Origin of the sequence: Bacillus sp. FSL R5-0560, from assembly GCF_037966305.1 — a bacterium.
In the GTDB taxonomy this organism is placed as follows: Bacteria; Bacillota; Bacilli; order Bacillales; family Bacillaceae; genus Bacillus; species Bacillus mojavensis.
In genome coordinates, this window is record NZ_CP150195.1 from 1,773,419 (window position 1) to 1,793,942 (window position 20,524).

At 40.9% G+C, this 20,524-nt stretch carries 26 protein-coding genes; all 26 read left to right on the forward strand.

The features are described from left to right. The 26 genes from xerC (at window position 1) to flhB (ending at window position 20,501) form a co-directional block, all read left to right on the forward strand. Window positions 1-915 carry a tyrosine recombinase XerC gene (gene xerC / locus NST56_RS09175; protein ID WP_229150057.1) on the forward strand — a complete coding sequence of 305 codons (915 nt, stop codon included), beginning with the start codon at window positions 1-3 and terminating at the stop codon, window positions 913-915. A gap of 12 nt (window positions 916-927) precedes the next feature. Continuing rightward, entirely contained in the window at window positions 928-1,473 is a 546-nt protein-coding gene (gene clpQ / locus NST56_RS09180; protein WP_010334241.1) for an ATP-dependent protease subunit ClpQ, read from the forward strand. A gap of 7 nt (window positions 1,474-1,480) precedes the next feature. Next, a complete protein-coding gene (gene hslU, locus NST56_RS09185; protein WP_339182134.1) occupies window positions 1,481-2,893 on the forward strand; it encodes an HslU--HslV peptidase ATPase subunit in 1,413 nt (470 codons plus the stop codon). A gap of 38 nt (window positions 2,894-2,931) precedes the next feature. Further along, window positions 2,932-3,711 (forward strand): GTP-sensing pleiotropic transcriptional regulator CodY, encoded by a 780-nt coding sequence (gene codY / locus NST56_RS09190; RefSeq protein WP_003220850.1) that lies wholly within the window; start codon window positions 2,932-2,934, stop codon window positions 3,709-3,711. 382 nt (window positions 3,712-4,093) lie between these two features. Then, window positions 4,094-4,483, forward strand: a complete 390-nt coding sequence (flgB, locus tag NST56_RS09195) for a flagellar basal body rod protein FlgB (protein WP_229150052.1) — start codon at window positions 4,094-4,096, stop codon at window positions 4,481-4,483. Continuing rightward, entirely contained in the window at window positions 4,483-4,935 is a 453-nt protein-coding gene (gene flgC / locus NST56_RS09200; RefSeq protein WP_010334245.1) for a flagellar basal body rod protein FlgC, read from the forward strand. Before flgB ends, flgC begins: the two co-directional genes overlap by 1 nt. A gap of 10 nt (window positions 4,936-4,945) precedes the next feature. Beyond that, a complete protein-coding gene (gene fliE / locus NST56_RS09205; RefSeq protein WP_029441259.1) occupies window positions 4,946-5,266 on the forward strand; it encodes a flagellar hook-basal body complex protein FliE in 321 nt (106 codons plus the stop codon). Between the two features lie 45 nt (window positions 5,267-5,311). Beyond that, window positions 5,312-6,922 carry a flagellar basal-body MS-ring/collar protein FliF gene (gene fliF / locus NST56_RS09210; protein ID WP_010334246.1) on the forward strand — a complete coding sequence of 537 codons (1,611 nt, stop codon included), beginning with the start codon at window positions 5,312-5,314 and terminating at the stop codon, window positions 6,920-6,922. Between the two features lie 12 nt (window positions 6,923-6,934). Further along, window positions 6,935-7,951, forward strand: coding sequence for a flagellar motor switch protein FliG (gene fliG, locus NST56_RS09215; protein ID WP_003231981.1), 1,017 nt, complete (start codon window positions 6,935-6,937; stop codon window positions 7,949-7,951). Further along, window positions 7,944-8,696, forward strand: a complete 753-nt coding sequence (gene fliH / locus NST56_RS09220) for a flagellar assembly protein FliH (protein WP_168747821.1) — start codon at window positions 7,944-7,946, stop codon at window positions 8,694-8,696. The genes fliG and fliH overlap by 8 nt, the downstream gene beginning before the upstream one ends. Beyond that, complete coding sequence (fliI, locus tag NST56_RS09225) at window positions 8,693-10,009, forward strand: flagellar protein export ATPase FliI (RefSeq protein WP_326217431.1); 1,317 nt, start codon at window positions 8,693-8,695, stop codon at window positions 10,007-10,009. Before fliH ends, fliI begins: the two co-directional genes overlap by 4 nt. Window positions 10,010-10,012: 3 nt before the next feature. Continuing rightward, the gene (gene fliJ, locus NST56_RS09230) at window positions 10,013-10,456 is read left to right on the forward strand and encodes a flagellar export protein FliJ (RefSeq protein WP_010334249.1); all 444 of its coding nucleotides are present in this window, start codon (window positions 10,013-10,015) and stop codon (window positions 10,454-10,456) included. A gap of 11 nt (window positions 10,457-10,467) precedes the next feature. After that, a complete protein-coding gene (locus NST56_RS09235; protein WP_268446190.1) occupies window positions 10,468-11,082 on the forward strand; it encodes a MotE family protein in 615 nt (204 codons plus the stop codon). Window positions 11,083-11,093: 11 nt separating this feature from the next. Next, the gene (locus tag NST56_RS09240) at window positions 11,094-12,560 is read left to right on the forward strand and encodes a flagellar hook-length control protein FliK (protein WP_268446189.1); all 1,467 of its coding nucleotides are present in this window, start codon (window positions 11,094-11,096) and stop codon (window positions 12,558-12,560) included. Next, complete coding sequence (gene flgD, locus NST56_RS09245; RefSeq protein ID WP_010334252.1) at window positions 12,557-12,982, forward strand: flagellar hook assembly protein FlgD; 426 nt, start codon at window positions 12,557-12,559, stop codon at window positions 12,980-12,982. The genes NST56_RS09240 and flgD overlap by 4 nt, the downstream gene beginning before the upstream one ends. A gap of 21 nt (window positions 12,983-13,003) precedes the next feature. Beyond that, window positions 13,004-13,798 (forward strand): flagellar basal body rod protein FlgG, encoded by a 795-nt coding sequence (gene flgG, locus NST56_RS09250; RefSeq protein ID WP_029441260.1) that lies wholly within the window; start codon window positions 13,004-13,006, stop codon window positions 13,796-13,798. 39 nt (window positions 13,799-13,837) lie between these two features. Continuing rightward, complete coding sequence (locus tag NST56_RS09255) at window positions 13,838-14,053, forward strand: flagellar FlbD family protein (protein ID WP_010334253.1); 216 nt, start codon at window positions 13,838-13,840, stop codon at window positions 14,051-14,053. Further along, on the forward strand, window positions 14,050-14,472 hold the full coding sequence (gene fliL, locus NST56_RS09260) for a flagellar basal body-associated protein FliL (RefSeq protein ID WP_024121403.1): 423 nt from the start codon (window positions 14,050-14,052) through the stop codon (window positions 14,470-14,472). Before NST56_RS09255 ends, fliL begins: the two co-directional genes overlap by 4 nt. A gap of 33 nt (window positions 14,473-14,505) precedes the next feature. After that, a complete protein-coding gene (gene fliM / locus NST56_RS09265) occupies window positions 14,506-15,504 on the forward strand; it encodes a flagellar motor switch protein FliM (RefSeq protein ID WP_339181453.1) in 999 nt (332 codons plus the stop codon). Then, window positions 15,494-16,627: a flagellar motor switch phosphatase FliY gene (gene fliY, locus NST56_RS09270; protein ID WP_339181456.1), complete on the forward strand. Its 1,134-nt coding sequence runs from the start codon at window positions 15,494-15,496 to the stop codon at window positions 16,625-16,627. The genes fliM and fliY overlap by 11 nt, the downstream gene beginning before the upstream one ends. A gap of 26 nt (window positions 16,628-16,653) precedes the next feature. Continuing rightward, the gene (cheY, locus tag NST56_RS09275; protein ID WP_010334256.1) at window positions 16,654-17,016 is read left to right on the forward strand and encodes a chemotaxis protein CheY; all 363 of its coding nucleotides are present in this window, start codon (window positions 16,654-16,656) and stop codon (window positions 17,014-17,016) included. A 14-nt stretch (window positions 17,017-17,030) separates the two neighbouring features. Next, window positions 17,031-17,690 (forward strand): flagella biosynthesis regulatory protein FliZ, encoded by a 660-nt coding sequence (fliZ, locus tag NST56_RS09280; protein WP_010334257.1) that lies wholly within the window; start codon window positions 17,031-17,033, stop codon window positions 17,688-17,690. Next, on the forward strand, window positions 17,683-18,348 hold the full coding sequence (gene fliP / locus NST56_RS09285; protein WP_010334258.1) for a flagellar type III secretion system pore protein FliP: 666 nt from the start codon (window positions 17,683-17,685) through the stop codon (window positions 18,346-18,348). Before fliZ ends, fliP begins: the two co-directional genes overlap by 8 nt. Before the next feature lie 14 nt (window positions 18,349-18,362). Further along, entirely contained in the window at window positions 18,363-18,632 is a 270-nt protein-coding gene (gene fliQ, locus NST56_RS09290) for a flagellar biosynthesis protein FliQ (RefSeq protein ID WP_010334259.1), read from the forward strand. A gap of 7 nt (window positions 18,633-18,639) precedes the next feature. Beyond that, window positions 18,640-19,419, forward strand: a complete 780-nt coding sequence (fliR, locus tag NST56_RS09295; RefSeq protein ID WP_168747830.1) for a flagellar biosynthetic protein FliR — start codon at window positions 18,640-18,642, stop codon at window positions 19,417-19,419. Beyond that, window positions 19,419-20,501: a flagellar biosynthesis protein FlhB gene (gene flhB, locus NST56_RS09300; protein ID WP_168747832.1), complete on the forward strand. Its 1,083-nt coding sequence runs from the start codon at window positions 19,419-19,421 to the stop codon at window positions 20,499-20,501. The genes fliR and flhB overlap by 1 nt, the downstream gene beginning before the upstream one ends. Window positions 20,502-20,524 lie beyond the last annotated feature (23 nt).

The window sequence follows — 20,524 nt, forward strand, 5'->3', positions numbered from 1 at the left end:
ATGGAGAATGTTAAGAATTTCGTAAACTTATTCGTTGAATATTTACAAATTGAAAAAAATTATTCACAATATACTATTGTGAATTATGTGGATTCAATTGAAGAATTCGAGACTTTCCTGCGTGTTCAAGGTATAAATGGATTTGAAGAAGCTGCATATCAAGATACTAGAATTTTTTTGACGGAAGCCTATGAAAAGGGTTTATCAAGAAGAACAATTAGTAAAAAAATTTCTGCATTGAGAAGTTTTTACAAATTTCTGATGCGGGAAAAGCTTGTTGATGATAATCCGTTCCAGCTTGTTCATCTGCCGAAACAAGAGAAACGGATACCGAAGTTTCTATATCAAAAAGAGCTTGAGGAACTGTTTGAAGTTTCAGATATAAGCCAGCCAACCGGCATGAGGGATCAAGCGCTATTAGAGCTTCTCTATGCCACCGGAATGAGGGTCAGTGAATGCTCTTCCATAACGATTCATGATCTTGATTTATTTATGGACACTGTGCTTGTTCACGGGAAAGGCAAGAAGCAGCGTTATATCCCTTTTGGGTCTTACGCCCGCGAAGCGTTGAAGTTATATATGAATAGCGGAAGACAGTGCTTGCTGAAAAAAGCAAAAGAACCTCATGATCTATTATTCGTGAATCAAAGAGGCGGACCGCTTACAGCCCGAGGCATTAGGCACATTTTAAGCGGGCTTGTCAAAAAAGCGTCCGGCACTTTACATATCCATCCGCATATGCTTCGACATACGTTCGCCACTCATCTGTTAAACGAAGGAGCAGATTTGAGGAGCGTTCAAGAACTGCTCGGGCATTCTAATCTGTCTTCGACACAGATATACACGCACGTTTCGAAGGAAATGCTGAGAAACACATATATGTCTCACCATCCAAGAGCTTTTAAGAAAAATTAAAGGAGGCCCTTTATGTCATCTTTTCATGCGACTACAATCTTTGCAGTACAGCATCAGGGACGAAGCGCAATGTCCGGAGACGGTCAAGTTACATTTGGTCAGGCTGTTGTAATGAAACATACTGCGAGAAAAGTAAGAAAACTGTTTAACGGCAAGGTTCTCGCAGGATTTGCGGGATCTGTTGCAGACGCTTTCACTCTATTCGAAAAGTTCGAAGCGAAACTTGAAGAATATAATGGCAACTTAAAACGGGCTGCTGTTGAGCTTGCAAAGGAATGGCGAAGCGACAAAGTGCTTAGAAAGCTTGAAGCCATGCTGATCGTTATGAATCAAGATACCTTGCTTCTCGTATCGGGAACTGGTGAGGTTATCGAACCGGATGACGGCATTCTGGCAATTGGATCAGGCGGCAACTACGCTTTGGCAGCCGGAAGAGCGCTGAAAAAGCATGCCGGTGACAGCATGACTGCAAGTGAGATTGCTAGAGCTGCGCTGGAAACAGCGGGCGAAATTTGTGTATACACGAACGATCAAATCATACTGGAAGAGCTTGAATAGAAAGGACTTGAGGCGCATGGAAAAAACACCGTTAACACCAAGACAGATTGTAGATCGGTTAGACCAATACATCGTCGGTCAGCAAGACGCGAAAAAAGCTGTCGCCGTGGCATTAAGAAACCGCTATAGAAGAAGTCTTCTGGATGAAAAGCTGAAAGACGAGGTCGTTCCGAAAAACATTTTAATGATGGGGCCTACCGGGGTAGGGAAAACTGAAATTGCCAGACGAATCGCTAAGCTTTCAGGTGCGCCATTTATCAAAATTGAAGCAACAAAATTTACAGAAGTCGGCTATGTAGGCAGAGACGTTGAATCAATGGTCAGAGACCTTGTGGAAACTTCTGTTCGTCTTATAAAAGAAGAAAAAATCAATGAAGTGAAGGAGCAGGCTGAAGAAAATGCAAACAAACGCATTGTGCGCCTGTTAGTCCCAGGGAAGAAAAAACAATCAGGCGTTAAAAACCCGTTTGAAATGTTTTTTGGCGGCAGCCAGCCAAATGGTGAAGACGAAACGGAAAGCCAGGAAGAAGCAAACATTGAAGAAAAAAGAAAACGCATGGCTCATCAGCTGGCATTAGGAGAGCTGGAGGACCACTATGTTACTGTAGAAGTTGAAGAGCAGCAGCCTTCTATGTTTGACATGCTGCAGGGCTCGGGTATGGAGCAGATGGGCATGAATATGCAGGATGCACTGAGCGGATTGATGCCAAAGAAAAAGAAACGCCGTAAAATGACAGTCAGAGAAGCCAGAAAAGTCTTGACGAATGAAGAAGCAAGCAAACTCATTGATATGGATGAAATCAGCCAGGAAGCTGTCCATAGGGCAGAAGAGAGCGGAATTATCTTTATCGACGAGATTGATAAAATTGCAAAAAACGGTGGCGCGTCATCTTCAGCTGATGTATCAAGAGAAGGTGTTCAGCGTGATATTCTCCCAATCGTTGAGGGTTCTACCGTTGTCACTAAATACGGTTCAGTTAAAACAGACCATGTATTGTTTATCGCAGCGGGAGCATTTCATATGGCCAAACCGTCTGATCTGATTCCTGAACTGCAAGGGCGTTTTCCAATTCGTGTAGAACTGAGCAAACTGACGGTTGACGATTTCGTGAGAATCTTAGTTGAACCCGATAACGCGCTCTTAAAACAATATCAGGCATTATTACAGACAGAAGGTATATCTCTTGAATTTTCTGACGAAGCTATTCATAAGATTGCTGAAGTCGCCTATCATGTGAATCAGGAAACAGATAATATCGGTGCGAGACGCCTTCATACAATACTCGAACGTCTGTTAGAAGATCTTTCTTTTGAAGCCCCGGATGTAACAATGGAGAAAATAACGATTACACCGCAGTATGTGGAAGAAAAGCTCGGAACGATAGCTAAAAACAAAGATTTAAGTCAATTTATATTGTGAAAATTTAATAAGAGGAATGTTTAGGAGGATCATTTATCATGGCTTTATTACAAAAAACAAGAATTATTAACTCCATGCTGCAAGCTGCGGCAGGGAAACCGGTTAACTTTAAAGAAATGGCGGAAACGCTTCGGGATGTAATTGATTCCAATATTTTCGTTGTGAGCCGCAGAGGAAAACTTCTCGGGTACTCTATCAACCAGCAAATTGAAAATGACCGCATGAAAAAAATGCTTGAGGATCGCCAATTCCCAGAGGAATATACGAAGAATCTGTTCAACGTCCCTGAAACATCTTCTAACCTGGATATCAATAGTGAGTATACTGCTTTTCCTGTTGAAAACAGAGACTTGTTCCAAGCTGGTTTAACAACAATTGTGCCGATCATCGGAGGCGGAGAAAGATTAGGTACACTCATTCTTTCACGTTTACAGGATCAGTTTAATGATGATGATTTAATTCTTGCTGAATACGGCGCTACAGTTGTCGGAATGGAAATTCTGAGAGAAAAAGCAGAAGAAATTGAAGAAGAAGCAAGAAGCAAAGCAGTCGTACAAATGGCAATCAGCTCTCTTTCTTATAGTGAGCTTGAAGCAATTGAACACATCTTTGAAGAGCTTGACGGAAACGAGGGCCTTCTTGTTGCAAGTAAGATTGCAGACCGTGTCGGCATTACTCGCTCAGTTATTGTTAACGCACTCAGAAAGCTTGAAAGTGCTGGGGTAATTGAGTCAAGATCATTAGGCATGAAGGGTACTTATATCAAAGTGCTGAACAACAAATTCCTGATTGAATTAGAAAATCTGAAATCGCATTAATGAACAGAAGAACCCCTTAAAAGAGGGGTTCTTTTTTGCATTCAAATAAAGGAAATCAATAAGCTTTATTTCCTGGGCGAAAAGTCTTTCTCTGTAATATGTTAATAAAATTGATGATTTTCTTCATAAAAACAGAAAAAAGACGATAAATGAATGGGGAAATACAGAAATTAAGCTATTTTCAGCCTTATATTAATGTAAAAAACGTAGTTCAAATAATCTAGGACTATGTACCTATTTGTAAAATAGATATATATGAGGACATTTTTTTACACGAACTTCATAGACTTTATGCCTGTTATTTCTTACAATAAGCATATGGTTTTACAAATCTCGACAAGGATATTGAGGGTGAAAAAAACTGAAATGGAGGTAAGTGGATTTGAGCCTATTTTCTGGAACGATACAAAATCTTGAAAATGCCTTGGGCAGAGCGAATATTAAGCAAAAAGTCATAACCAATAATATTGCTAATATAGATACACCGAACTATAAGGCGAAAAAAGTCTCTTTCCAAAATTTATTAGATCAAGAATCCTCTCGTCTCGAATCTATAAAAACAGACTATCGGCATGTTGATTTTTCTGATGCTGATTCAAATTATTCAATTGTAACGAGCGGAGATACATCTTTTCAGCAAAACGGAAATAACGTTGACGTTGACAAAGAGATGACAGAACTAGCAGAAAATCAGATTAACTATCAAGCTTTAGTTGAAAGAATGAACGGAAAATTCAATTCTCTGAAGACCGTACTAACAGGAGGAAAGTAATGACAGCTTTTCAAAGCTTAAATGTTTCAGCATCAGCTTTAACTGCTCAGCGCCTCAGAATGGATGTTGTATCGTCTAACTTGGCGAATATGGATACGACAAGAGCCAAGCAGGTAAACGGTGAGTGGTTGCCTTACAGAAGGAAAATGGTTTCGCTTCAGTCAAAAGGTGAATCGTTCTCATCGATTTTGAATTCTAAAATGAGCGGCAGCGGCAATGTCGGAAATGGGGTAAAGGTTACAAAAATCACTGAGGATAACTCTGATTTTAATCTGGTCTATGATCCGACCAATCCTGATGCAAACGCTGAAGGATATGTGCAAAAGCCAAATGTTGATCCATTAAAAGAAATGGTTGACCTTGTCAGCAGTACGAGATCATACGAGGCCAATGTCACAGCGATGAATGCCTCAAAGGGAATGCTGATGAAGGCTCTAGAAATCGGAAAGTAAGGTGATGAATGTGATCAATAAAATTTCTCCTTTTCAGGTTCAAAATACTCAAAACACTCAAAATGCAACAAATCAAGTAAACAATAGCCAAAAAACAGATTCTTCAAATCAAACTAGCTTTTCGGAGCTTTTAAAAAACTCTATAAGTTCGTTAAATGAGTCCCAAGTAGCTTCTGACAATATGACTAATGCCTTGGCTGCAGGGAAAGATGTGAATCTTGATGAGGTCATGATCGCCGCTCAAAAAGCAAGCATCTCTCTGACTGCTGCAACTGAGTTCCGCAACAAAGCTGTGGAAGCATACCAGGAGATTATGAGAATGCAAATGTAGGGGGTCTGACGAGAAAGAGAAAGAGTGGAATGACCGGGGGTTAACATGAATCGTACTCTAATGCAAATGAAAAACAAAACGAGTGAGTTTTGGAAAAATAGATCTAAATTACAAAAGATTTTAATGATTGGTGCTTTAGCGGCAATTATCATTCTTGCCATTATTATCAGTATTTTTTCTTCTAATCAGAAAATGGCGCCGCTGTACAAAGATTTGTCAGCTGAAGAAGCCGGACAGATCAAAGAAGAACTGGATGCGAAAAAGGTGCCTAGCGAACTTTCAAATGGCGGTACGGTCATTAAGGTTCCGGAAGATCAGGTTGATTCACTGAAAGTTCAGCTGGCTGCAGAAGGGCTTCCTAAAACCGGATCAATTGATTACTCATTTTTTGGACAGAACGCCGGCTTTGGTTTAACAGATAATGAATTTGATATGGTGAAAGTCAAAGCCACACAAACGGAACTGTCCAATCTGATTAATGAAATGGACGGTATCAAAAATTCAAAAGTAATGATTAACCTTCCGAAAGACGCTGTCTTTGTCGGTGAAGAGCAATCAGCAGCATCTGCTTCAATCGTTCTGCAAATTCAGCCTGGATACACACTAGATCAAAGCCAGATCAACGGATTGTATCATCTGGTATCAAAAAGTGTGCCGAACTTAAAAGAAGATAATATCGTCATCATGGACCAGAACTCTACATACTACGACAAAACAGACAGCGGTGCAGGGTCCTACGCTGATAGTTATTCTTCACAGCAGGGAATTAAATCCCAAGTTGAAAAAGACATTCAAAAACATGTTCAGTCATTGCTTGGAACGATGATGGGGCAGGACAAAGTTGTAGTTTCTGTCACGGCCGATATTGACTTTACAAAAGAAAAACGGACAGAAGACATCGTCGAGCCTGTTGACAAAGAAAACATGGAAGGCATTGCGGTTAGTGCTGAAAAAGTATCGGAAACATATCAGGGAGACGGCGCAGCTAATGGCGGAACTGCCGGAACCGGGGATGAAGATGTAACAAACTATCAAGCTGACGGCGAAAATACCGAAAGTGGGAACTACGAAAAAAGCAGTAATAAAATCAATTATGAGGTTAACCGAATCCATAAAGAAATAGCTGAAAGCCCTTATAAGGTAAGGGATTTAGGGATTCAAGTAATGGTAGAGCCGCCTGATGCCAAAAACACGGCGTCGCTATCAACCGAAAGACAGGATGATATACAAAAAATTCTTTCAACTGTTGTCAGAACATCATTGAATAAGGATGAAACACAGAACCAGAACCTTTCTGATGAAGATATCAGTAATAAAATTGTTGTCTCCGTTCAGCCTTTTGATGGAAAAGTAAGTCTTGATACTGATACGGAAAAATCCTCCGGTATCCCAATGTGGGTATATATCGTTGGGGGCGTTTTGATCGCAGTCATCATCATTCTGATCATTATGTTTATCAGAAAGAAACGCGCTCAAGAGGATGAATTTGAGGAATACACGTACGAAGTGCCTCAGGAGCCTATCAATTTGCCTGATATAAATGAAGAGGAAAATGAAACAGAGGAAACAGTCAGACGAAAACAGCTTGAAAAGATGGCGAAAGATAAGCCTGAAGACTTTGCAAAACTGCTGAGAAGCTGGCTGGCCGAGGATTAGGAGGGATTAGAAATGGCGAGACGTGATCAAGATAAGCTTACAGGAAAACAAAAAGCAGCCATTCTCATGATTTCCTTAGGTTTAGATGTGTCAGCTTCTGTATATAAGCATTTAACCGATGAAGAAATTGAAAGGCTTACTCTTGAAATATCAGGAGTTAGAAGTGTCGATCATCAAAAAAAGGATGAAATTATAGAGGAATTTCATAATATAGCGATTGCCCAAGATTATATTTCTCAGGGCGGTTTAAGCTATGCCCGACAAGTTCTTGAGAAGGCGCTGGGAGAAGATAAGGCTGAAAACATACTAAACAGGCTGACTTCTTCTCTGCAAGTTAAACCATTTGACTTTGCCAGAAAAGCAGAGCCAGAACAAATTTTAAATTTCATTCAACAAGAGCATCCGCAAACGATGGCTTTAATCTTGTCTTACCTTGACCCTGTGCAGGCCGGACAAATTTTATCCGAGCTGAATCCTGAGGTTCAGGCAGAAGTCGCAAGAAGGATTGCGGTAATGGACAGAACGTCACCTGAAATTATTAATGAGGTAGAACGGATTCTGGAACAGAAATTATCCTCCGCATTCACTCAGGACTATACACAAACCGGCGGAATCGAAGCTGTTGTTGAAGTCTTAAACGGTGTAGACAGAGGAACAGAAAAGACGATATTGGATTCCTTGGAAATTCAGGATCCTGATCTTGCTGAAGAGATCAAGAAGCGGATGTTTGTCTTTGAGGACATTGTTACACTTGATAACCGCGCAATTCAGAGGGTTATTCGCGATGTTGAAAACGACGATCTGCTCCTTTCATTAAAGGTGGCAAGCGAGGAAGTCAAAGAAATTGTATTCAACAATATGTCACAGCGTATGGTTGAAACATTCAAAGAAGAAATGGAATTTATGGGCCCTGTACGTTTGAAGGATGTAGAAGAGGCTCAATCAAGAATTGTAAGCATCGTCAGAAAGCTTGAAGAAGCCGGTGAAATTGTGATAGCAAGAGGCGGAGGAGACGATATTATTGTCTAATATCATTAAACAAGAATCATCTTTTTCCCCACAGCAGGAAAGAAGGAAGCTTTCTTTACAAGAGGTTCGGATCGATCATTCACATCTTTTACAGAATGAAGAAAATCCGGAAGCTTTAATGGCCCGGGTCAAAGAAGAAGCTAATCGGATTTCCGAGCAAGCGAACAGCCAGATGGAAGATATCCGCCGTCAAATTGAGCAGGAAAAAAATGATTGGGCGGCTGAAAAACAGCAGCTTATTGAAGAAGCGAAAGCAGAAGGATTCGAAAAAGGTGTGGCATTAGGGAAAACTGAAGCCTTACAACAGTATGCTGAGCTGATCAGTCAAGCAACCAGCATAATGGAAATGTCCAGAAAAGCTGTAGAGGATAAACTTGAAGATGCCTCCGGAGAAATCGTTGAGCTTGCCGTTGCGTTAGCTAAAAAAGTATGGCAGCAAAAATCTGATGATAAAGAGGCCTTTATCCTGCTTGTGAAACAGGTGGTAAACGAAGTAAAGGAATATGACGATATATCAATATATGTAGATCCTTATTACTATGAAACAGTTTTTCAGCATAAAGACGAAATTCAGCAGCTTCTATACAAAGAATGCCGGCTTGGTTTATACGCCGACGAAAAAGCTGAAAAAGGATCATGTTATATAGAAACTCCTTTTGGCAGAGTAGATGCAAGCATTGATACCCAGCTGGTGCAACTGAAGCATAAGCTCCTTACAGCACTGGAAGCAGGTGCGGATCTATGAAGACACAGAGTCTGATAGATTGCATAGAAATGACAGACTCGTATAAGCGTTATGGAAAAGTGAAACGGGTAATCGGCCTGATGATTGAATCAAAGGGGCCGGCAAGCTCAATTGGCGATCTATGCCTGATTTACGCAAAGGGTCAATCAGGTAAAGTCATCAAAGCTGAAGTTGTTGGCTTTCAGGAAGAAAATATTCTGTTAATGCCCTATTTAGAGGCCGCAAGCATTGCACCCGGGAGCATTGTTGAAGCCACCGGTGAATCTCTTCGTATAAAGGTAGGAGCCGGTCTGATCGGACAAGTCATTGATGCGTTTGGCGAACCGCTCGACGGAAAAATTTTGCCAAAAGGACTTTCGCCTGTATCAACGGAGCAATCACCGCCTAACCCGATGAAACGTCCGCCTATCCGTGAAAAGATGGGTGTTGGAGTCAGGTCTATTGACAGTCTGCTGACTGTCGGAAAAGGCCAGCGGATTGGTATTTTCGCAGGGAGCGGCGTCGGAAAAAGCACATTAATGGGAATGATCGCTAAACAGACCGAAGCTGACTTGAACGTAATTGCACTTGTCGGAGAACGCGGTCGAGAGGTTCGGGAGTTTATTGAAAAAGATCTGGGAGAAGAGGGACTGAAGCGGTCAATTGTAGTCGTTGCTACCTCAGATCAGCCTGCATTAATGAGGTTGAAAGCCGCATATACGGCGACAGCCATTGCTGAGTACTTTCGTGATAAAGGCCAAAATGTCATGTTTATGATGGATTCTGTCACAAGGGTGGCGATGGCTCAGAGGGAGATCGGACTTGCCGCTGGAGAGCCCCCGACGACAAAAGGATATACACCCTCTGTGTTCGCTATTTTACCTCGGTTGTTAGAGAGAACAGGTGCAAATGAACACGGAACAATCACAGCGTTTTATACAGTGTTAGTAGACGGAGATGACATGAATGAACCTATTGCTGATACGGTACGCGGAATTTTAGACGGACACATTGTGTTAGACAGGGCTCTTGCTAATAAAGGCCAGTTTCCTGCCGTCAATGTGCTAAAAAGCATCAGCAGGGTGATGTCAAACATCTCGACAAAACAGCACTTAGACGCAGCGAATAAATTCCGTGAACTTTTATCAACGTATCAAAATTCTGAAGACCTCATTAATATTGGAGCTTACAAAAGAGGATCCTCAAGAGAAATTGATGAGGCGATACAATTTTATCCGCAGCTTATTCAATTTCTGAAGCAGGGAACAGAAGAATCAGCATCATTGGAAGAAAGCATTGCAGCATTAACTAGTTTGACAGGAAATGAGGAATAGAACGTGGCCTATCAATTTAGATTCCAAAAGCTGCTGGAACTAAAAGAGAACGAGAAAGACCAGTCTTTATCTGAGTATCAGCAATCAGTTTCTGAATTCGAAACTGTAGCGGAGAAACTATATGAGAACATGAGCAAAAAGGAATTGCTTGAACAGAATAAAGAAAACAAACTGAAAAGCGGGATGAGCGTTCAAGAGATGAGGCATTATCAGCAATTTGTCTCAAATCTTGAAAACACAATTTATCACTACCAAAAGCTTGTCATTATGAAAAGGAATCAAATGAATCAAAAGCAAGAAGTGTTAACAGAAAAAAATATTGAAGTGAAGAAGTTTGAAAAGATGCGTGAAAAACAGTTTAAAATGTTTGCTCTTGAAGACAAAGCTGCAGAGATGAAAGAAATGGACGATATCTCGATCAAGCAGTTTATGATTCAAGGCCATTAGGAGCGAATGTAATGTCCGGCAAAAAGAAAGAATCAGGTAAATTCCGATCGGTGTTGCTGATCATTATCCTTCCGCTGATTTTTCTGCTTATAGCAGGGGGGATTGTTCTCTGGGCGGCTGGTGTCAATGTCTTAAAGCCGATACAGGAAGCTGCAGCCAAAACGCCAGTGCTTAAAGAATTGGTTCCTGAGACCGAAGATAAAAAAGATACATCATCAACAGCTAAGAATAACAGTAATACGGCGGCTCTGGAAAAAACCATTAAGGATCAAAAAAGTGAGATCAGTATTTTGAATAAAGATTTAGAAACAAGCAAATCTGAAATTGACAGGCTGAATCAAAAGATCCGTTCTCTTGAAAAAACAGCGGAAGACCAAAAAAAGACATCAAAGGATAACTCAGAAGAATCATCAAGTTCTGGTACAGCTTCTAATGATAAAGTCATCAGTGTTTATAAAAGCATGGACAGCGGAAAGGCTGCTAAAATCATTGCCCAATTAAAGGAGAAAGAAGCGCTGAAAATATTGAATGGACTGAGCAAAAAGCAGCTTGCTGAAATTTTGGCAAAAATGACTCCTGAGCAAGCGGCAACATATACAGAAAAAATTGCTGCCAGCCAAGAATAGGGGGAATAAAGGTGAAGCTGCTTGAATTAGCCGGACCTCGGCTGCAAACTACAGCAGGGACAGCTGCTAAAACAATCAAAAATAGCCAGGGAGTTTTTCAAAATTGGCTTATGTCTGAAGCCGGCTCGAAAGAACCTTCATCACAAGGAAAAGGGACTCTGACTGACGATCAGCTTTTGAAAGATGCATGTAAAAAGATCAGTGGGTGGCTAAAAGCAACTCCTGCAAATCAAGACAAGCAAAAAGCCGATCTTCTGCAAACGTTAAGTAAACTAACAGGAAAGCAACTGGATGAATCCGCTCAGCAAATATTACAGAGCCTACTGCAAGCAGTTGAATTAAAATTGGCTGACGAAACTGATCAACTGCATATGGGACAAATACTTGCTGGAAAAATCATTTCTGAAGATAAAACGGCTCTGACTGCAAAGAATTCAGCTGGTGATGCCGCTACTGATGAACTCAAGTCTGATAGAGAGCAAGGAGTTCAGGAACATGAGGCATCAGCAGAAGTTGATAAAGCGCTTATCTATATCCAAATGCTTATCAGTCAGCTTTTAGAAGGAAATAAAATGACTGACCGTGATAATCAAGCTCATACTGTCTACAAAAATGGAGATGAATTTCTTTCTGCATTAGAAAAAAAGGGCATATCTGAACAGCTTATTCAGGATCTTAAACAGCAGATATTTACAAAAGATGAGTCAAGTTCAAAGCTTTATACGATGTCAAAGTCAGAGCTGAAAAGTTTTCAAAGCTTAATGGAACAGATGTCATTGCTTCCTCAAAAAGGGACGAAGGAATGGAATATGACTGAAAGTCAGCTGAAAGCTTTCTTGTTATCGAAATCATCCGAATCATCACAAGATGTCGCAAAACGTGCCCTTACACCGGACGCTCCAACGCCAGGTAATAAAAGTACGACAGACTCCTCTGTGAGTATTCAGCCAATAGATAGTAAGTCAGGAATTCAAATGATGTTTTCAGGCTACCGGAGCACCGGAGGAGTTCAGACACTCGATTTGCAGCTCTCATCTGATTTACATACAGCAGAAACAAAAACGGTTGCTGATCAAGTGATCAGTGCATGGAAGCAGATGAAATATACACCCTTTGGGAGATCAACCGGCAGCTTTACAATTCGGCTGAACCCTGAACATTTAGGATTTGTCACAATTAAGCTGACAAATGAAAATGGAATGTTCCAGAGTAAAATCATTGCATCCAGCCAATCTGCAAAAGAGCTGCTCGAACAACATCTGCCTCAGCTGAAGCAATCACTGCCCAATATGGCTGTCCAAGTTGACCGTTTTACTTTGCCGATTCAAAGCGGTGACCAGCCGATATATGGCCAGCTTGCTGATGAACAGAAACAGCAGCAAGAGGGTCAGAAGCAGCAAAGACAGAAAAAGCAATCAAACGAGTTTGGAGACTTGCTTGATGAAGTGTCAATGGTTGAATTGGAGGAAGAAGAATGACATCAATAAGCTCAGAATATAAATTGCCTGAAAAAAAAAGCAGCACTGCGCCTGGAAGCAACAGCAGCTTGGGAAAAGACGAGTTCTTAAAAATATTAATGACTCAAGTCCAAAACCAAGATCCGCTTAATCCGGTTGATGACAAAGAATTTATCAGCCAGATGGCAACTTTTTCAAGTCTGGAACAGATGATGAATCTGAATACGACGATGACGAAATTCGTTGAAAACCAAGATCCGTTTACAACGTATGTTGATTGGATGGGAAAAGAAGTATCTTGGACTGATGGTAAAAGTGCAACAGATAAAACAGGCACAGTAAGCTCTGTTAAACATTCTCAAGGAAAATATTATCTCGTTCTTGATGATGGGACCGAGATCAGTCCGGCGAATGTCATGTCTGTGGGACAGTCTTCTAAATAAAAACATCTGGGGGAATATATTATGTTACGTTCACTTTATTCTGGAATCAGCGGTATGAAAAACTTTCAAACTAAACTTGATGTTATCGGCAACAATATTGCCAACGTAAATACAGTGGGATTCAAAAAGAGTCGGGTTACCTTTAAAGATATGGTGAGTCAAACGATTGCCGGCGGTTCTGCTGCTGGTGCAACAATCGGCGGAACTAACTCTAAGCAGATCGGTTTAGGTTCATCATCTGGCACAATTGATACCATTCATTCAACAAGCGCAACACAAAGCACAGGAAGAACGCTTGATTTAGCGATTGACGGCGACGGTTATTTTCAAATTGATACAGGTGATGGAACGGCTTACACAAGAGCCGGAAACTTCTATTTAGATAATACCGGAACATTGGTGACTGGTGACGGCTACCATGTATTAAATATGACCGGAGGAACAATAAAAATTCCTCTTGATGCTCAAAGCTTTAGCATCGGATCTGATGGAAAAGTATCAATTGTTGATGCTGGCGGTAAACCGCAAGATGGCGGCCAGATTGGAGTTGTTACTTTTGCAAACAGTGACGGTTTAGATAAAATCGGAAGCAACTTATATCGTGAATCTTTGAACTCTGGAACTGCTAGTGCAGCTAATCAGCCTGGTGATGGCGGTACAGGTGCCTTGAAGTCAGGATTTATAGAAATGTCTAACGTTGATTTAACTGACGAGTTTACTGAAATGATTGTTGCTCAGCGCGGGTTCCAATCAAACTCCAAGATTATTACAACATCGGATGAAATCCTTCAAGAGCTGGTTAACCTTAAACGTTAAGGAGGGAGGGGAGGCGAGTAATCGCTTCTCCGCTGTTTTATGATTAAAGTAACCCGTTTAAATGGGCAGCCCTTTACGCTGAATGCGTTATTTATTGAACAGATTGAATGCTTTCCGGATACTACAATCACACTGTCGAACGGTAAGAAGTTTGTAGTAAAAGAAGATGAAGAAGCTGTTCTGGAGAAGATTGTGTCTTTCTATCAAAAAATACAAATATTTTCAATGGACCATGGAATAGAGGAACCGGAATGAAGAAAAAATTATTGATCATTTTACTCATTATTCTAATCGTAATTGGTGCTCTCGGGGCGGCGGCTTATTTTGTTTTAGGCGGAAAGTCCGAAAAAAGTGAGGCAAAACGAAGTATTGATGAAATCGTTGCATCTTCTGTTGATGTAGCAGAAATCACAACGAATTTAAAGTCCGATAACATTATTCGCTTAGCGATTAAACTTGAAACTGACTCTGATAAATCAAAAGAAGAGCTTGAAAAACGTGATTTTCAAGTGAAAGATGCTGTTATATCACTGCTGGCTGATACGAATGCTGATGAGATTGAGGGAGACAAGGGAAAAGAAACCTTTAAGAAGGAACTAAAAGATAAAGTAAATAGCTACCTCCAAGAAGGAAAAGTAGAAAAAGTGTATATTACCTCTTTTAATCTGCAATAAAGCATAATTTGACAGAATACGGAGGTGAGGAAAATGTCAGGAGAAGTTCTCTCCCAAAATGAAATAGATGCACTGCTTTCTGCAATATCAACGGGTGAAATGGATGCTGAAGAGCTGAAAAAAGAAGAAAAAGAGAAAAAAGTAAAGGTTTATGATTTCAAACGCGCGCTGCGGTTTTCTAAAGACCAAATCCGCAGTTTAACAAGAATTCATGACAATTTTGCAAGACTTCTTACAACTCACTTTTCTGCTCAGCTCAGAACGTATATCCATATATCGGTCAGCTCTGTTGATCAGGTTCCATACGAGGAATTTATCAGATCCATACCGAATATGACGATTCTTAATTTATTCGATGTCCATCCGATGGAAGGCAGAATTATGATGGAGGTCAACCCGACGATTGCCTATACGATGATGGATCGTGTGATGGGTGGCATCGGGATCAGTCATAATAAGGTTGATAGTTTAACAGAAATTGAAACGAAAATTATTTCTAATTTATTTGAAAATGCACTGGGAAATTATAAAGAAGCTTGGCAGTCCATAGCTGATATTGAACCCGAAATGACTGAGTTTGAAGTGAATCCGCAATTTGTTCAGATGGTATCTCCTAATGAAACGGTTGTTGTTATTTCACTCAATACCCAAATCGGGGAAATCAGCGGTGTCATTAATCTTTGTATCCCGCATATCGTCCTCGAGCCGCTCATACCAAAGCTTTCGGTCCATTATTGGATGCAATCAGAAAGAAATGAACCGAAACCTGAGGAAACAAAGTCGCTTGAAAAACGTATCATGACAGCACAAATACCTGTCGTGGCCGAACTCGGCACATCTGAACTGACAATAGAAGAGTTTTTAAGTTTAGAAGTCGGAGACTGCATAACTTTGAACAAATCAGTAACAGATCCTCTTACTGTATTGGTCGGAGATAAGCCGAAATTTTTAGGACAAGCCGGCCGGGTGAATCGAAAACAGGCAGTGCAAATTTTAGACCACGACATAAGAGGTGAACAAGATGGAGAATAACAGATTATCTCAAGATGAGATTGACGCGCTTCTTAATGGCACGAGCAGCACACCGGACGAGCCTGAGGCTCCGGAAGTGCATGACTTATCGGACATGGAGCGTGATGCGATCGGTGAAATCGGAAATATTTCATTCGGCAGTTCAGCGACAGCTTTATCCACGCTTTTGAATCAAAAAGTTGATATTACGACTCCAAACGTAACTGTCATCCCAAGAAGTAAAATCAGTGATGCGTTTCCTGAACCGTATGTAGCAATTGAAGTGAATTATACGGAAGGTTTCAGCGGCAGCAACCTGCTAGTCGTCGAACAAAGTGACGCGGCTATTATTGCGGACCTAATGATCGGGGGAGACGGGAAAGGGGCAGATCCTTCACTTGGAGAGATTCATTTGAGCGCGGTTCAAGAAGCGATGAACCAAATGATGGGGTCGGCAGCAACGTCAATGTCTACTGTATTCAGTAAAAAAATTGATATTTCACCCCCGCGTGTAGAACTGCTTGATGTAAATGAAGAAAAAGGAACAGACCGTATTCCTGCTGATGAAATGCTGGTTAAAGTTTCTTTCCGCTTGAAGGTGGGCGAGTTAATAGACTCTAACATCATGCAGCTTTACCCGCTGACATTTGCTAAAGATTTGATTTCGAGTCTTATGACGACCACGGAAAGTCCAGCTGAAGAAACAACGCAGGATTCTGACGTTACATATGAACAGCCGCAAGAGCCTGTAACGCCTGAGCCGCACATAGAACAGCAGCATGCGCCGGCTAAAAGGCAGGGGAAACCGAAGAAAGCCGCGCCTGTTCAAGTTTCACCAGTGGAATTTTCATCATTTGATCCGAATGAGAGCACACAAGCTCCTATCAACAATCTGGATATGCTTTTGGATATCCCGCTTTCGATCACTGTTGAACTCGGCAGAACGAAAAGAAGCGTAAAGGAAATTTTAGAGCTTTCAGCCGGAAGTATTATTGAGCTTGATAAATTAGCCGGTGAGCCGGTAGATATTTTAGTGAATCAGCGTATCGTTGCCAAAGGCGAAGTCGTGGTCATTGAGGAAAACTTCGGAGTAAGGGTCACTGACATTTTAAGCCAGGCAGAACGCATTAATAATTTAAAATAAAGAAACACGAGGAGAGAGAAAAAATTATGGCACATAGAATTTTAATTGTAGATGACGCAGCATTTATGAGAATGATGATCAAAGATATTTTGGTGAAAAACGGTTTTGACGTAGTAGCAGAAGCCGAAAATGGCGCTCAGGCTGTAGAAAAATTTAAAGAGCATTCTCCTGATTTAGTTACAATGGATATCACAATGCCAGAAATGGACGGTATTACTGCACTAAAAGAAATTAAACAAATTGATGCACAAGCTAAAATCATTATGTGCTCTGCCATGGGACAGCAATCAATGGTTATCGATGCTATTCAAGCAGGCGCTAAGGATTTTATCGTAAAACCTTTCCAGGCAGACCGTGTGCTTGAAGCAATCAACAAAACATTAAGCTAAAGGGTGTACGACTGTTGAAAAAGAGTCAATATTTCATTGCTTTTATATGTTTTTTCATTTTATTCAGTGTACATCCGCTTGCTGCTGATGCCGCGGCATCTGAAGATTCAACTGTAAACGAATGGTTTCAAAAGAAAGATGAAAAGACCGCAGATAAGTCAGAGCAAAAGAAAGAAAAAACGACACAAACTGCTGATGAGACGGAGGGAGCTGCTGCTCCTTCTGTTTCAGCCTTTGATTTTGTGAAGATGATTTTCGCTTTATTGTTTGTCATCGCGCTGATTTACGGGCTTGTTAAGCTTATGAACAAAAGAAACCGGCTGCTAAAGCCTTTTCAATATGTCGAAAATATCGGCGGAACATCGGTTGGCCAAAACCGATCTATCCAATTGATTAAAGTCGGCAACAGTGTTCTCGTCGTTGGGGTAGGAGAGACAATCCAGCTTCTTAAAGAAATTGAGGATGAAAAGGAAATCGAAGACATTCTCAGTCAGCATGAAGAGGCGATGTCAAGCAAAATAGAATGGCAAAAGCTTGCGAAACCCCTAAAGGGTTCTGAGAATCAGCCGCAGCAAAAGCTGACTTCATTTTCAAAAGCATTAAAAGAGCAGCTTGAAGAGCTAAAACAAAACCGTTCAGAAGGAAAAAAGAAAGGCCCACGTCATCATGAATGAGTTTATAAATATTTTCAGTTCAAGCGATCCGGATAACGTCAGTTCAACGGTTAAACTACTATTATTGTTAACTGTATTTTCAGTGGCGCCTGGAATATTGATTCTTATGACTTGTTTTACCCGCATCGTCATCGTTCTGTCTTTTGTCAGAACTTCACTGGCGACGCAATCAATGCCGCCAAATCAGGTCCTTATCGGCCTTGCGCTATTTTTAACGTTTTTTATAATGGCTCCCACTTTTTCAGAGATTAATAAAGAAGCGCTGACACCATTGATGGACAATAAAATCAGTTTGGAAGAAGCGTATACAAAAGCTGAGGAACCGATTAAAGAATTTATGAGTAAGCATACAAGGCAGAAGGATTTGGCACTGTTTATGAATTACGCGAAAATGGATAAACCCGAATCGTTAAAAGATATTCCTCTTACAACGATGGTTCCCGCTTTTGCCATTTCGGAGCTCAAAACAGCGTTTCAAATAGGCTTTATGATTTTTATCCCCTTTTTAATTATTGATATGGTAGTGGCGAGCGTTCTGATGTCAATGGGGATGATGATGCTCCCTCCAGTTATGATTTCTCTGCCCTTTAAAATTTTACTTTTTGTTTTAGTAGACGGCTGGTATTTAATTGTGAAATCTTTGCTTCAGAGCTTTTAGGGTAGGTGCTAAACGTGAATTCAGAATTTGTAATTTCTATGGCGGAAAAAGCTGTATATGTAACGCTGATGATCAGCGCGCCTCTGCTTGCGATTGCTTTATTGGTCGGATTAATCGTCAGCATCTTTCAGGCCACAACTCAAATCCAGGAACAGACTTTGGCGTTTATTCCCAAAATCGTGGCAGTCCTGTTGGCACTAATTTTTTTCGGGCCATGGATGCTGTCGACGATCCTTTCGTTCACAACAGAGCTGTTTTCTAATTTAAATCGATTTGCAGGGTAATACAGTGATGAATTCAATTATTGATTTATTTCCTGCTTTTTTATTGGTTTTTATTAGAATCTCTGCTTTTTTTGTAACGGTCCCGTTATACGGCCACCGAAACGTACCGGCTGTACATCGTGTCGGATTTGCTTTTTTTCTTGCAGTCATATGTTTCAGCACGATTGATAAACCCCCGTCTATGGAGGTTGACGAGCAATATATGCTGCTGGCGTTTAAAGAAGCTTTGGTGGGGCTGTGTCTTGGTTTGATTGCTTATATGATGATTGCTGCTGTTCAGATAGCCGGTTCGTTTATTGATTTTCAGATGGGTTTTTCAATTGCGAACGTTATCGATCCGCAAACGGGCGCACAGAGTCCATTGATTGGCCAGTTTATCTATACGATGGCTCTTTTGTTTATGCTGAGTGTCAATGCGCATCATTTGCTGCTGGACGGTATTTACTACAGCTTTCAGTATATTTCAGTTGATCAGGCATTTCCGAATTTTGGCGATGAAAAGTTTGCTTATCTTATCGCCAAAAGCTTTAATGCAATGTTTATTATCGCATTTCAAATGTCGGCACCGGTTGTGGCCAGTTTGTTTCTTGTGGATCTTGCATTAGGCATCGTAGCCCGGGCGGTTCCGCAATTAAATGTATTTGTTGTCGGTCTGCCTTTAAAGATCGCTGTCAGTTTTATCATGCTCATCGTGTGTATGTCCGTTATCTTCGTCGTTGTTCGGAATGTTTTCGGCTTAACGATTGAAACGATGCGGAATCTTTTAGCATTGGTCGGTGTTTCTTAATGAAGCTAAGAATTGACCTCCAATTTTTTGCGGGAGAGAAGACCGAGAAAGCCACTCCGAAAAAACGGAAGGATACTAGAAAAAAAGGGCAGGTTGCAAAAAGCTCTGATGTGAATACCGCCGTTTCATTATTAGTCATCTTCCTTTCGTTTATTGCGATCGGCCCGTATATGAGAGACAGGCTGCTGTCATTTATAGAGACATTTTACACGGAGTCACTCACAATGAAGCTCTCAGAATCAAATGTACATACCCTGTTTATCAGCTTATTAAAGGATACTGGCATCGTACTTGCTCCGATTCTGCTCGTCGCTCTTGTTGCAGGAGTTGTAAGCAACTATATGCAGGTTGGATTTTTATTTTCTACGGAAGTGATCCAGCCTAAGCTTGAAAAATTGGATCCGATAAAAGGCTTTAAACGGATATACAGCATGAGGGCGATTGTAGAACTGCTTAAATCGGTTTTGAAAATTGCTGTAGTCGGGTTTGCGGCGTTTGTTGTGCTTTGGGTGCACTATGGAGAAATTCTCCGTCTCCCGCTTTTGACACCTGAAGAAGCGCTTTCCTTTGTTTCAAAACTCACCCTGTGGATGGGGCTGAGCGGAGCAGGGGCTTTGTTGATTCTTGCCGGACTCGATTATTTATATCAGAGATTTGACTATGAGAAAAATATCAAAATGTCAAAGCAGGATATAAAAGATGAGTACAAAAAATCTGAGGGAGACCCGATTATTAAGTCTAAAATTAAGCAAAGACAGCGGGAAATGGCAATGAGGCGGATGATGCAGGAAGTGCCGAAAGCTGATGTCATTATCACAAACCCGACTCACTATGCGATCGCACTTAAATATGACGAAGAAAAAATGGACGCACCTTACATTGTTGCAAAAGGTGTTGACCACCTTGCATTAAAAATAAGAAAGATTGCTAAAGAGCATGATGTCATGATGGTAGAAAACAGGCCGCTTGCCCGTGCGTTATATGATCAGGTTGAAATTGATCAGGCAGTGCCTGAAGAGTTTTTTAAAGTCTTGGCAGAAATCCTGGCTTACGTATTTAAAACGAAACAAAAAGTAAATTGAATTTTATGATTCAAAAGGAGAGA